We start from the raw sequence: 12,580 nt of genomic DNA on the forward strand, positions 1-12,580 counted from the left end.
CCCATCCACCCAGGACTCCGCACGCGCTCCACCGCTGCCAACCACGAAACATGGGCGACTCCTCGGGATGAAAATCTCGCCCGCACTCTACGCAGCCAGCAGTCGTTGAGAATCCCGAACGACGACGTCCCTGATAGGGAAACATGTGACGCGGCGTGTTGGCACCGCGTCACTTGAGACTGCGCGTGAAACACAAACCCGGCTACTCCGGATTAGAGGTTCCAGGTCCCGCGAACCCCGAGCATGAGCAAGCCATAGGGGCCATCACCCACCTGCTCCAGCGGCGTCTCCTGCGTGAGATTGACGGCGGGGATGTTCACCGTCGAGGTGCCGCTGCGCGTGGTGTAGCGCGCATACGTGCCCGTCAGGTACGGGCCGAACGACAGCGAATCCGACAGCCGCCACTTGCCGCCGAGGGTCAGGTTCACGAACTCAGGGCCGCGCGACTGGCTGTCAATCTCCACCGTTCCGGGCGCGGGCTGGGTGATGGGACCGGAGACCTTGTTGTTGAGCAGGACCATGCCCACGCCCAGCCCCACGAAGGGGTCGAACGCGGCGTCCGGCGCGAAGTGATACTGCACGTGGGGACCGAAGCGGATTTGCGACGTGGAGCAGTCGTAGCCTTCCGGGCATGTGTACGGGTTCGTCTTCGTCAGCACGTGCGAGTACTGGCCGAACGCGCCCACGTACCAGCGCGAGTTGACGCGGTAGCCCGCCTCCAGCAGGAAGGCGATGCCACCATTGGCCGCGTCGCTGAGCTTCAGGTCGCGGACCTGCCGGTCCAGCCCCGCGCCATCCCGGTAGACGTAGCCGGCACCCACCTGAAAGCCGACACCCACGGTGAGCTCCAGGCCACTGCGCTCACCCCGCGCGGAGGACTCCAGCGCCTGCGCCTCCTCCTGCGCGCTCGCGCTCGTGGAAGCCAGCAGTGACACCACAGCCAGGGCCCAAGACAGCTTTCCCGTCATATACCCCTCCGTCGAAGTGAGCGCTCTTGGAGCACCTCACTGTAGGGACTGTAGGGCGGCCCGCACACCCGGTATAAGGTGCGCTGCGTCATGCGTCATGGAGCAGCCGGCCCAGCGCAGAGGACGTGGCACGAGCACAGAGAACTGCCTGCATCTGTCTGAAGATTGCACAATGTCGGGCATGAACGTCACGTTGGAGCATGCCCGCGCCCTGGACGCCCTCGCCCGCCACGGCACCTTCACCGCCGCGGCGGAGGCCCTGCGAAAGGGACACACGGCGGTGATGTACGCGCTGCGCACGCTCGAGGCGCAGACGGAGCTGACGCTGCTCGACCGGCGCGGCTACCGCACCCGGCTGACGCCCGCCGGGGAACGGATTCTGGAGCACTGCCGCAAGCTGCTGGCCGCCGAGCGCGAGTTGGAGGCCGCGTGCGCGGAGATTCGCGCTGGCTGGGAGCCCGCGCTGCGCATCGTCTTCGACGGCATCTTCCCCGCCGAGCCCCTGCTGCGCGTGGTGAAGGAATTGCGCGCCGAGGGCGCCAGCACCCGCTTCCACGTCTCCGCGGAGTTCCTCTCCGGCGTGGAAGCGGCCTTCGTGCGCGAGGAGGCGAACCTGATGGTGACGCTGCTGCCGCCCACCGTGCCGGGCCTGCGCACGTACCGCCTGCCGGAGCTCAAGGCCATCCTGGTGGCCCACCGGGGCCATCCCCTGGCCCGGCGGCGGGGACCGTTGAAGGACGAGGACTTGGCCGAGCACCTGGTGCTCACGGTGCGCGGCTCGGACCCTCGGCTCCAGCTCAGCACCGGCGAGTTGGAGGCACGCTCCACGGTGCATCTCAATGACTTCGCGGGGAAGAAGGCGGCCATCCTGGAGGGGCTGGGCTTCGGGTGGCTGCCCGAATACATGGCCACCCGCGAGCTGCGCCGGGGCGAGCTGAAGGCCCTGAAGCTGGCGGGTGACGCCACCCACGCGTTCCGCCCCCAGCTCCACCACCACGCGGGCATCCCCCTGGGACGGGCCGCCCGCCGAATCGTGCAAGCGCTCACGGAGACGGAATCCACCTCTTGAGTGCGCCTGGAATCAGCTCAGGGTGCGCGTGCTAGCTTCGCGCGCATCATGAAAGGCAGTGACCTCCGAGAAGGCGTCGTTCGCGTGTTGAGCCGGGATCGGCAGCGCGTCCTCGGGACAGGGTTCCTCGTCACCGAGCGCCTGGTGGTGACGTGCTGGCACGTGCTCGACACGCTCAGTGACACCGAGCGTGACGCCATCTGCCTGGAGGTGCTGCAGAGCCACGAGAAGGCCACGGCGCGGCTGCGGCTGGATGCATCGAGCCCCACGGAGGTGGCGGACCTCGCGGTGCTGGCGCTGACGCACCCGCTCCGAGGGCCGTCCACGCCGCTGCCCCTGGGCAGTGCGGAGCGGAGCGCGGACCACCGCTTCGCCACGTTCGGATTTCCAAGGGGCTTCGATGACACGGGCACGTGGGCCCGCGGCACCATCGGCTACGCGACGGGGGACGGCGACTTTCGCAAGCTGCTGCTGCACGGCTCGGACATCCGGGAGGGCTTCAGCGGCAGTCCCCTCTTCGACGAGCAGACGCGGCGCGTGGTGGGTGTGGTGCGCTTCAAGGCCGTGGCCTCGGAGGCGCGGGAGGCGTACGCGACGCCCACGGAGCAGCTGCTCGCGCGCTGTCCGGAGCTGCGCGCTTCGGAGGACTGCCCCTACCGGGACCTGGCGTCGTTCCGTGAATCGGACGCGCGGTTCTGGAAGGGACGCGGGCGGGTGCTGCACGAACAGCTGCTGCCGCTGCTCGCGAGGCTGCCCCGATTCGTGGAGGTCTCCGGCCCTTCGGGCAGTGGCAAGTCGTCGCTGCTCCACGCGGGGCTGATTCCCGCGCTGCGGGACGGAACGTTCATTCCGGGCAGCCAGCACTGGGACGTCCGGGCCCTGCGCCCGGGGCTGGAGCCATTCGCCGCGCTGGATGGCGCGGGCCTGCCCGCTGGAGAGGGGTTGGTGGCGCGTGCCCAGGCCTGGCGCGCCGCGAACCCGGAGCCAGGGAAGCGGCTGGTGCTGGTCATCGACCCGTTGGAGGACGTGCTCCTTCGCGGAAGCGGCGCGGAGCTGGCGCAGCATCAACGCTTCCTCCAGCAGCTCTCCGCGCTCGCGGACGAGTCGTTGCCAGTGACGTGCGTGGTGGCGCTGCGCGAGGGGTTCGACGCGGTGCTGTCCGAGCGCGCGCCGAGGCTGCGTTCCTTGCTCGGTGAGCACCGGGTGCAGGTGCCATCGGTGCTGACGCCCTCGGAGCTGCGGGACATCATCGCCGGCCCGGCCCGGGAGGTGGGCCTGCGCTTCGACCCACCCGAGGTGGTGGACTCCATCGCCCTGGCCGCGCAGGAGGAGTTCCGCGTGGAGTCCGGCGCGGGCGCTCGCGTCACCGTGCTTCCGTTGCTGGAGGTCGCGCTGACGCAGCTGTGGCAGGCATCGCGGGATGGCGCGATGACATTGGAGGCCTTCAACGCCAGCGCGGGGCTGCTCGGTTCGCTGGCGCGCTGGGCGGATGGTGTCTACGAACCGCTGAAGCCCTCGGAGCGCCGGCTGGCGGACCGGCTGTTGCTGGAGCTGGTGCAGTTGGGGGAGGCGGACAGCGGCCTGGAGGACAAGGGGCGCCGGGTGCCGCTGGAGGTGCTGCGCGGTCGCCTGGGTGAGCAGGCCGAGGTGGACGCGGTGCTCCAGGTGCTCGTCAACGGACGGCTCCTGGTGACGGCCCAGGACGGCCATCAGCAGCGGGAGACGGTGGAGTTGATTCACGACGCGCTCCTCACGCACTGGCAACGCTTCGTGAAGCTGCGCACCGAGGACCGGGCCTTCCGCCGCTGGCACGAAGCCGTGCAGGCCGACGCGGAGCGCTGGTGGGAAGCGGAGCGCGCTCAGCATCACCAGGAAGCCGGGCACCGGCTGCTGCGAGGCGAGGCGCTCACCCACGCGCAGGCGATGGTCACGCTCCATCCGCATCAGACGAGCGCGCTGGCCCAACGGTACGTCCTGCGCGGCCAGGAAGCGGAGCGGAGCCGGTACGGACGGGCGCGGCGAAACCTGTGGCTCGCCCTGGGCGCATCCGTCAGCGCACTGCTGGGCGTGAGCGGATTCTACCTGCAGGCGGTGGAATCCGAGAAGCAGGCCGTGGCCGCGAAGGACGCGGCCGAGATTGCAGTGGCCGCCGAGGCCGCGACCTCGAAACAGCTCTCCCGGCAGTTGCGCATCTCCGAAGCCGACTCCGTGGTGAGCCTGTCGCGCAGCCCTGGCCGCGAGGTGGAGGCACTCACCCGGGCCATCCAACTCGCGGGAAGCCCACCGGCGGGCGCGGACGCAGCCCAGGACGAAGTGACCGAAGCCCTGACCGAGGCCATCGCCGCGTTCCTCTACTCCGCCCCCTTGTCCACGGAGCTCGAGGCGCGCACCGTCGGCGCGTTCTCTCCAGACTCACGTCATCTCGTCACACGAGGCATCGTGCTGTCTCCGTCCATGCGGTTCGTCAGCCGGCTCTGGGACGTCCGCACCGCCAGCCTGCTGCGCGAGTTCGAGTCCGTCGACCTGTGCCCGAAAGGCGCGCTCGTGGAATGCACGGACGCGCTGTACGCCGACATTTCAGGGGAGGACACCCACGCCTTTGGCTTCTCGCCTGGGGATGGAACGCTTTGGCTGGGAGGGCGCCGAGGCACCCTGTTCAGGTGGATCCACCAGGGCGCGGTGCCCTCCATTCCGGATGCCCACCAGGACAGGATTACAGCCATTTCGTTCTCGGACAGCGGCGACCGCGTGCTGTCCGCCAGTCGCGACCGCAGGGTGAAACTCTGGGATGCGAACACCGGACGGACCTTGCGCGAGCTGACCTTCCAGGAGCCCTGCACCCAGGCCGTGCTGTCGGGCGACTCGCGCTACGCATGGGTGGGTGGCGAAGTGAATACGTGCCTCTACGACCTGACCTCCGATGTGCGCCTCATCCGGTGCATCGCGACGCATGACCCGGGCCCTTCGGTCGCCTTCTCCCCTTCGAGCAGGCTTGCCGTGCTCGGCGACCGGCGCGGCGAAGTCAGCCTCCGTCTGCTGGAACTGCCCTCTGGCCAGGACCTTCATCGCCCGCTCACGAAACTCGAAGGACACGCACTCATGCCGTCCTTCGAAGACGAATGCAGCCTCTCGGCCTTCGACGACATCTTCTCCTCGGCGCTCACCGTGCGCTTCTGTGACAGAGGGCCTGGCAACGCCACCGGAAGCGCGGCATCCCCGCGGTTGCGAACACGCTGGACGCCCATTCCCCTCCATGGACGCCTCTTCGAGAACGGGCGGCGCGCCGTCGAGTTCGCCGAGAATCCCGTGGGCGCCCATCCCTTCATCCGGGTTCCCCAGGCAACCATGCGCTGGATGTTTCGCCAGGGGCCTTTGGAGTCCCGGGCGGAGCGGGCCCTGGTCGCGCCGGATGGACGCACGCTCCTCGTCCAGGCCGAACCCGGCCTCACGCGGAAGACCATCGATATCTCCACCTGGAGCGAGTACGTGCCGGGCGGCTTCGCCGTGTCCAAGGACCTGCGTTGGATGGTGGTGAGGGAGCCGCAAAGCGGCCAGCTCTCACTCGTCGACAGGGAGACCTCGAGCCAGACAGCACTGGGCGCGTGTGACGTCGAAGGCGTGTATCCGCCCCTGGAGGGCGCCTTCTCTCACGACGGCCAGTTCCTCGCCGTCCGCTGCGGCGTGAAGGTCCGGTTCTGGGACGTCGCGCAGGCGAATCTTGGACCGCGCACACAGCCGCCGCCCATCGAAGCAGGAATCAACCTGACCTCGCTCCCCGCGCACTGGCGATGGCGGCACGTCACCCCCACGGAGGACCACGCCACCGAGAGCTTCCTGGCGTCGCCTCGCACCCGTGCGCACCTCCAGCGGACCGAGGTGCCTGGCGAGGGCGCGTGTCAGACGCAGAGGACGTTCTCCCAGAGTGCCCTCGTCGCGTTCGCCCCCAGCGGCAGATACTTCGCGATTGAGGACGAACGCTCCGTCTACCTGGGCTCCGCCCGAGACTGCCGGCTGACGAGGGAAGCACCTCTGGCCACCTCCGCGATTACATCGCAAGGCGCCTCGTTTTCACCGGACGGCGAGCGTTTCGTCACCATCTCCAACGTGCCCGAGTCCTCCGCGCTCTGGGAAAGCGCCACGGGGAAGTGGCTGGCGCCACTGCCCACGAGCATGGGAGCCGCCGTCATGGCGTTCTCACCGGACTCCAAGTACTTCGCGGTCACCAACCATCCCGACGTCTACTGGATGGGACAGGCCTATCTCTTCGACGCCACCAACGGCGAGAAGAAGCCCCTGGCGGCCATCGACGGGAAGGTCAAGGCGCTCTCCTTCTCTCCTGATACGTCCCGACTCGTCGCGGTGACAGACGATGCCATCCACCTCTTCGACCCGAGCTCAGGCGCGCTCGTGCGCAGAATCGATGTGAGCACGGATATCCACGTGAAGGTCCGCCATGCACAAGAGCGCTTCGGTGTCTCGGACACGTCGGGCAAGCTCCACTTCTGGCGAACCTCCGATGGCCGGCACGTGGCCGAGTTGCACCAGGGCTACCGCTCCGGCCTGGAGATGGTGCCCGATGAGGAGGGCACGCGCGTCGCCACCTTCGACTCGGACGGAGCCTATGTCTTCTCGCTCCGGCCGGCCGACCTGCTGCGACAGGCCTGCACGCTCATGCGCGGACGGCGCGAATACGCACCGGTCCAGTCCATCTGCGACACCTTCCTTCTCCCAGCGGTCCCCCTGGCGGACCTGCCGACGCAGTGAGGCACGACGTCTCCATGAGCGCCACCAAGCAAGGCCGTGAGCCGTTGCACCGGGCACGCCGCACCCTCCGCGACCTGTCGAAGGTCCGCGAGGCACTGCACCCCGAGGGCGTGGAGACGCTCGTCGCCACGCACTTTCCACCGTCCTGGCGCGTGCCCACCTCCGTCGTCGGCAAGGTGACTGCCGACGCTCTGCGCGACGAACTACGTGACTTGCTGACGACGGGCGCGCAGGTCCTCGCGCGGCTGGAGCATTCAGGGGAGGACACGCCCCTCTCCGAAGCCGAGCGGACGGCGCTGGAAACGGTCGTGGCCTTCTTCGGGCGCCCTGCCCTCGCCATCCGGAACGGCAGCTTCGGTGCGCCGCCCGTGGGGTGGGAGATGTTGGAGCAACACCGCGAGCACATCGAGCGAACCATCGACGCCACCGGGCGCATCGAGCTGGCCGGAAGCGGCATGCTCGGCACGGGCTTCCTGGTGACCGATGAGCTGGTGATGACCAACCGTCACGTCGCACAGCACTTCTGTCGGCAGGCGACGGACAAGTGGGTGCTGCGGCTCGGCGTGGTGCCTCGGGTGGACTGGCTGGGTGAGCACCAGCGCGATGCCCAGGCCACCTTCCCCATCCAAGGCGTCGCGGCGGTTCACACCGTGCATGACCTGGCGCTGCTGCGACTGGGCGCTCCCAAGGGGGCCGTGCTGCGTCCCGCCCCACTGCGGCTCGCCACCCAAGCACCGGACGCGACGGACTCCCGCGCCTTGTACTGCGTGGGATACCCAATGAAGGACCACAGCCGGACGCCGCCCGAGGTGCTGCTGCGCATCTTCGAGGACGCCTTCGGCGTGAAGCGACTCCAGCCAGGAGAGCTGCTCTCGCTCGACCCGGCCCGGCAGCAGCTCTCCCATGACTGCTCCACGTTGGGAGGCAGCTCCGGATCGCCCATCGTCGATTTGGAGACGCACGCAGTGCTCGGCCTGCACTTCGGTGGCACCCGACAGGAGAACCACGCCGTCGCGCTGTGGCAACTGGCGGACGACCCGCTGCTGAGCCGCGCGGGCGTCCGCTTCGCCACGCCGTGAGGGCCGTTACTGCGTCACCACGCCGCAGTCGCCCGTCATGTTCGTGGCCGGCTGTCCACTCACCGTGTTGCCAGTGAAGACGTTGTCGCGGGTGATGACCAGCTCACCTGTATTCGACCCGCGGTTGCAGGTGATGACACCTCCGGCCCCGCCCCGGTTGTTCACGAAGCGGTTGCCCCTCATGACGACGGTCCGCGACCCGCCGATGTCCTCCAGTTGGACGGCCGCGCCGGGGCCCAGCGGGATGAAGTTGCCGTCGAACACGTTGCCCTCCAGCAGGTCATTGTCCGGCTGGAAGTAGTGGATGGCGGCACCACCGCCCAGGTCAAAGATGCCCTGGGGGTTGGGCCACGCGAGGATGGGCCGGTCCCAGAGGTCGCTCATCAGCGAGCCACCGAAGGCCTGCACGAAGTTGCCCCGGAACGTATTGCCGCGCAGCACCGTGTTGCGACCGTGGGTGATGCACACCGCTCCACCGCCGGCCATCGAAGAGGTGCCCGGCTGTGCGAAGCGGTCGATTTCACGGATGCGGTTGTTCTCGAAGACGGTGTTTTCCACCCGCGAGCCGTCGGTGAACATCAGGTCCAACGCGCCGCAGTTGGCGGAGGACTCGTTGTCACGGAACACCGAGTCCGTAATCGTCACCGCACCCGGGTAGTAGACCCACAGCGCGCCACGCGTCCAATCGCGGTCGCTGTTGTATTGGTTCTTGCGCACCTTCTCGAAAATCATGTGCTCGAACACCGGGTCGCCCGAGCCCACGGAGTTGGCACCGTAGAAGTTCATCCCCCACCAGCCATGGGGGTTGGTGGACGTCAGCAGCACGGGCGCATCCGCCGTTCCCCGGACCTGGATGGCGCCGTACACGCGGACCTCCACGCGGCCCGCCTGGTGGTTCATCACATTGTCGGGGGCGTCCGAATCCACGTCCCGCTCCGACACCTCCGGCCGGCCACGGAAGTCCAGGATGACGCCCGGCCCCACCGTCAGCACCTGCCCGCGGGGAATGGTGACGACCCCGTTTGAATCTCCCTCCACCCGGTACGGCGAGCCCTCCACCGTGAGCCGTCCCGTCAACGTCCCCCTGACAATCGTGCCGCCATCCTCGGGGACCTCGATGTCCGGACCCGCGTCCAGCGTGCCCGCGTCGGTGTCACTGCCCGCATCGGTGCCACTGTCCGGCGTGCCTGAATCCGCGCCGCTGTCCGGCGTGCCTGAATCCGCGCCGCCGTCCAGCACGCCCGCGTCGTCTCCGGGAGCGGGCCTGTCATCCGGCCCCGACGAACAGGCAGCAAGCACCAGGACCACGGGTAGCGCGAACAGCGAGCGCGGGAAGCGGAGGGCTTTCATTTCTCTTCGCGCTAACACGCGCTGCTGGCGGCTCGCAAACCGGGTCCGGACGACCCGGGGACTCATCGCTGGGAGGGACGCGGGTGCCCTGTTACAAGCGCGCGCATGGCGAAAGACGTCCTCGTACTCTCATACTCGGGCTGTGGCACCTGCAAGAAGGCGCTGAAGTGGTTGCAGGAGCAAGGTATCGCCCACCAGGTGCGCCCCATCGTCGAGATGCCGCCCACCGTGGCGGAGCTGAAGCAATGGATTGCTCGCAGCGGTGTCTCCGTCCGAAAGTGGCTCAACACCAGCGGCCAGAGCTACCGCGCGCTCGGCAAGGCGAAGGTGGATGCCGCCAGCGACGCGGAGCTGGTCGAGTGGCTGGCCGCGGATGGGAAGCTGGTGAAGCGCCCCGTGCTCGTCACCGGTGACACCGTCCTCGTGGGCTTCAAGCCCGAGGCCTACGAGCAGCACTTCGCCTCGCGCGGCTGAGCCCCGCCCGCAAGGCAGGCAACCTGGCGAGCCCACGGCGTGCCGCCTCTCGCCGACCGGGGCGTCGAGTGAAGACTTCATGTCTTCTCATGGAGACTGGCTCACGACGTCCGCTCGGCGAGATTCTCCTGGAACAGGGAGTGCTCAACCGCGCCCAGCTCCGGGTGGGATTGGTGCATCACCATGAGGTGCATGTCCCGCTCGGGCGGGCGCTTGTGCGAGAGGGCCTCTGCTCCGAAGCCGACGTGCTTCGCGGACTCGCCGAGCAGTTCGGCGTGGACGCGGTGGACCTGGAACGGACCCCGCCAGACTCCAGGCTGCTGAACCACATCCCCGCTCGCGTGGCGCGCCAGTATCGGGTCGTCCCGCTGCGCATCGAAAAGGTGCTGCTGGACCAGGGCGAGCGGGAAGTGCTCCACATCGCGCTGCCCGCCCCTGTGTCGCTGGATGCGGTGGACGCCGTCCGCGCCGTGTCCGGAATGCCACGCGTCGAAGCGCACATCGCCTCGGACGCGGCGCTGGCACGTGCGCTGGCCGACCTCTACGGCATCGAGCCGCCCGCCGAGCCGCCCGTGCCCCCCTCACTCACGCCCGGGGGCCCCTTGCTGCTCTATGGCTGGCCGCCCGTCACGGCGGTGCTCATCACCCGGCTGCTGGCGAGGAACGGCCTCCAGGCCCGCACCGCCACCCCCTTGGAGGTGTTGCACACCGGGCCGGAGGACGTCGTGCTCGCGCCCCTCCAGGCCATGGAGGGCCTGCTGGCCGGGGAGGTCCACATCAAGGGCGCCCTCATCGTCCACGGCAGCGATGACGAAAGCTTCGACCGGGTCCGCGAGAGCGGCGCACGCGGCTTCCTGGCCAGCCCCCGGGACGAGGAGCTCCTGCTGCGCGCCGTCCGCCGGCTGAGGCCCCACCCCGGCTCGCCCGACTCGGTCCCACCCTCGCACTGAACCCCACCTAGGCGCCCATGGGGCTATCTTCGTGCGCTGAGTGGGACGACGACTTCACCCAGTTCCCCGACAGCGCGGACGCCATCTACCTGCACGGCATCTCCGCCTTGGTGGCCGGCAAGGACGAGGACGAGGACCGCATCCTCCGCGAAGCGCTGGCCAAGGCCCCGGAGGCCGTGCCCGTGCGCGTGCCGCTGGCCAAGGTGCGCCGCTAGCCCTGCTGAAGCAGGCCCAGCACGCTCAGCACCTCGGGGTACACCTTGTTGGCGAAGTAACGGCCGCCCGCGACGGTGAAGTGCACGCCGTCCGCCATGCGCAGGCGCATGGGCTTGCGGAAGCCATCCACCCGGGCCTGACGCAGCGCTCGCCCCTTCGCGTCGGTGAAGAAGGGGCGCGTGTCCAGGTGCACCGCATCCTGCCGGGAGGAGATGACCTCGCGCTGGAGGGCGCGGATGATGCTCAGCTTCTGCTCGAAGCGCTTGAGCCCCGTGGCCGGCAGCTCCAACCAGACAATCTTCCGGCCGGGCGAGGCGAGCACGGCCAGGAAGTCATTGATGCGCTGACGGTAGGCGGCCTCCCACTCCGCATGTCCCCAGTGGATGGCCTTGCCACCCTTGGTGTCCTGGAGCGACTGCCCGTCGTTGCCCCCGAGGATGACGACGACGACGTCCGGCTGGTGACGCTCCACCTCCTCGCGGCCCACGTCCATCCAGTCGAAGAAGTCCGGACGGGCCAGGCCCGTGGAGGACTTGGCGCGGCGGGCCGACTGGATGCGCGGGTGCGCGTCCAACTGGGCCTGGAGGTATTCCCCGAAGCCGGTGGCGATGAGGCTGTCCCCCAGCAGCAGCACCTTGTGCTTGCGCGCCACTTCGGGCGACGGAGCGGGAGCCTCCGGTGCCGCGGCGGGCGGCGGCACGGCCGTGGGCGCCACGGTGGAGGGCGACGGCTCCTGCACGGAAGCAGCAGGCACGGGCGTCGCGGAGACAACGAAGAGGGTGACGAGCAATCGCGTGAGACGGTTCTGCATTGGCGCCCGAAAGGTAGCGATCCCCGCGCCATCCGTACATCCCCTTATCGGCCCGACGGCCCCCCGCACCGCCCCTGCCGGACTGCGTCAGGCAGCGCTGCTCTCCACTTCGGGCGCCGCCGCGTCCAGGGCCGCCAACCAGGGCCGCAGGAGCCCCGCGCACGCCTCCGGGTGCGTGAAGTAGGGCACATGCCCCGCGCCCCGCAGCAGGTGCCGGGGCGTTCCCGGCGGCAGCGACGCGGCCAGGCGCTCCACCGTGGACGGCGGCACCAGCACGTCCCGCGTCCCCTGGATACAGACGCAGGACACGGGCAGCCTGCGCAGCTCCGGTGGGGGTGCCTCGCCCCGGATGGCCAGGGCGCGATGCCAGGTGGAGCTGCGCTCCAGCGCCGTGGTGGGCACGACTTCGGGCACACGGGCGAACGACACCGGCGTCCAGGCCGCGAGCCCCGCCGCCACCGCGCCCGGCCGGGCCCACCGGGCGATGGGGCCCATCATGCCAATGGCGAGCCCGCGCACGCCCAGGTGCTCGGTGCGGGTAAAAGCGCCCAGGAAGGCCACGCCTCGCGCCGCGCCAGCCGCCGCCAGGTGCGCGGCCACCATGCCTCCGAAGGAGCTGGCCACCACCGCGTCCACATCCCCCACGGCCCGCAGCACCTGCCGCGCCAAGGCGCCTGCGCCGCACGCGGCCGCCTCACCTTCGGGGTACTCCACCAGGATGGGACGGGCCCAGGGCAATAACTGGTGGGCCAGCGCCTGGAAGCCGGAGCCACGCGCGCCCAGTCCGGGCAGCAGCAGCACCCGAGGCCCCCGCCCCTGCCCCCACTCCATCCACTGGACCTCTCGACGCATGCCTCTCCTTCGCGGGACGCGGCGAGGAACACCGCCGGTGCGCCGGT

10 protein-coding genes are annotated in these 12,580 nt (G+C 69.4%); 6 read left to right on the forward strand and 4 right to left on the reverse strand.

The features are described from left to right. Positions 1 to 212 precede the first annotated feature (212 nt). Positions 213 to 968, reverse strand: coding sequence for an outer membrane beta-barrel protein (locus F8M74_RS13315; RefSeq protein ID WP_141257119.1), 756 nt, complete (start codon positions 966 to 968; stop codon positions 213 to 215). A 181-nt stretch (positions 969 to 1,149) separates the two neighbouring features. On the opposite strand from F8M74_RS13315, the gene F8M74_RS13320 reads away from it, so the two are divergent. The 3 genes from F8M74_RS13320 to F8M74_RS13330 all read left to right on the forward strand — a co-directional run bounded on the left by F8M74_RS13320 (position 1,150) and on the right by F8M74_RS13330 (position 7,880). Next, a complete protein-coding gene (locus F8M74_RS13320; RefSeq protein WP_228559762.1) occupies positions 1,150 to 2,037 on the forward strand; it encodes a LysR family transcriptional regulator in 888 nt (295 codons plus the stop codon). A gap of 84 nt (positions 2,038 to 2,121) precedes the next feature. Next, a complete protein-coding gene (locus tag F8M74_RS13325; RefSeq protein WP_228565730.1) occupies positions 2,122 to 6,801 on the forward strand; it encodes a trypsin-like peptidase domain-containing protein in 4,680 nt (1,559 codons plus the stop codon). Between the two features lie 14 nt (positions 6,802 to 6,815). Next, positions 6,816 to 7,880, forward strand: a complete 1,065-nt coding sequence (locus tag F8M74_RS13330) for a serine protease (RefSeq protein ID WP_141257122.1) — start codon at positions 6,816 to 6,818, stop codon at positions 7,878 to 7,880. A 6-nt stretch (positions 7,881 to 7,886) separates the two neighbouring features. Here the strand turns inward: F8M74_RS13330 and F8M74_RS13335 are convergent, their stop codons facing one another. Then, positions 7,887 to 9,230: a right-handed parallel beta-helix repeat-containing protein gene (locus F8M74_RS13335; protein ID WP_141257123.1), complete on the reverse strand. Its 1,344-nt coding sequence runs from the start codon at positions 9,228 to 9,230 to the stop codon at positions 7,887 to 7,889. A 105-nt stretch (positions 9,231 to 9,335) separates the two neighbouring features. Here F8M74_RS13335 and F8M74_RS13340 point away from each other — a divergent pair, with 105 nt between their 5' ends. The 3 genes from F8M74_RS13340 (at position 9,336) to F8M74_RS13350 (ending at position 10,869) form a co-directional block, all read left to right on the forward strand. After that, positions 9,336 to 9,704 carry an arsenate reductase family protein gene (locus F8M74_RS13340; RefSeq protein ID WP_011555454.1) on the forward strand — a complete coding sequence of 123 codons (369 nt, stop codon included), beginning with the start codon at positions 9,336 to 9,338 and terminating at the stop codon, positions 9,702 to 9,704. 89 nt (positions 9,705 to 9,793) lie between these two features. Continuing rightward, the gene (locus F8M74_RS13345; RefSeq protein ID WP_216620549.1) at positions 9,794 to 10,654 is read left to right on the forward strand and encodes a general secretion pathway protein GspE; all 861 of its coding nucleotides are present in this window, start codon (positions 9,794 to 9,796) and stop codon (positions 10,652 to 10,654) included. A 17-nt stretch (positions 10,655 to 10,671) separates the two neighbouring features. Next, positions 10,672 to 10,869, forward strand: a complete 198-nt coding sequence (locus tag F8M74_RS13350; protein WP_141257125.1) for a hypothetical protein — start codon at positions 10,672 to 10,674, stop codon at positions 10,867 to 10,869. Here F8M74_RS13350 and F8M74_RS13355 read toward each other — a convergent pair. Then, positions 10,866 to 11,750: an SGNH family hydrolase gene (locus F8M74_RS13355; RefSeq protein ID WP_141257126.1), complete on the reverse strand. Its 885-nt coding sequence runs from the start codon at positions 11,748 to 11,750 to the stop codon at positions 10,866 to 10,868. The two genes, F8M74_RS13350 and F8M74_RS13355, sit on opposite strands and share 4 nt — an antisense overlap. A gap of 18 nt (positions 11,751 to 11,768) precedes the next feature. Further along, a complete protein-coding gene (locus F8M74_RS13360; protein ID WP_141257127.1) occupies positions 11,769 to 12,533 on the reverse strand; it encodes an alpha/beta fold hydrolase in 765 nt (254 codons plus the stop codon). Between the last annotated feature and the right edge of the window lie 47 nt (positions 12,534 to 12,580).

Origin of the sequence: Myxococcus sp. CA023 (genome assembly GCF_010998615.1) — a bacterium.
GTDB lineage: Bacteria > Myxococcota > Myxococcia > Myxococcales > Myxococcaceae > Myxococcus.

Bases quoted from the DNA above. Each gene is read 5' to 3' on its own strand.
- F8M74_RS13315 (WP_141257119.1), bottom strand. From the start codon at position 968: ATGACGGGAAAGCTGTCTTGGGCCCTGGCTGTGGTGTCACTGCTGGCT.
- F8M74_RS13320 (WP_228559762.1), top strand. From the start codon at position 1,150: ATGAACGTCACGTTGGAGCATGCCCGCGCCCTGGACGCCCTCGCCCGC.
- F8M74_RS13330 (WP_141257122.1), top strand. From the start codon at position 6,816: ATGAGCGCCACCAAGCAAGGCCGTGAGCCGTTGCACCGGGCACGCCGC.
- F8M74_RS13335 (WP_141257123.1), bottom strand. From the start codon at position 9,230: ATGAAAGCCCTCCGCTTCCCGCGCTCGCTGTTCGCGCTACCCGTGGTC.
- F8M74_RS13340 (WP_011555454.1), top strand. From the start codon at position 9,336: ATGGCGAAAGACGTCCTCGTACTCTCATACTCGGGCTGTGGCACCTGC.
- F8M74_RS13345 (WP_216620549.1), top strand. From the start codon at position 9,794: ATGGAGACTGGCTCACGACGTCCGCTCGGCGAGATTCTCCTGGAACAG.
- F8M74_RS13350 (WP_141257125.1), top strand. From the start codon at position 10,672: ATGGGGCTATCTTCGTGCGCTGAGTGGGACGACGACTTCACCCAGTTC.
- F8M74_RS13360 (WP_141257127.1), bottom strand. From the start codon at position 12,533: ATGCGTCGAGAGGTCCAGTGGATGGAGTGGGGGCAGGGGCGGGGGCCT.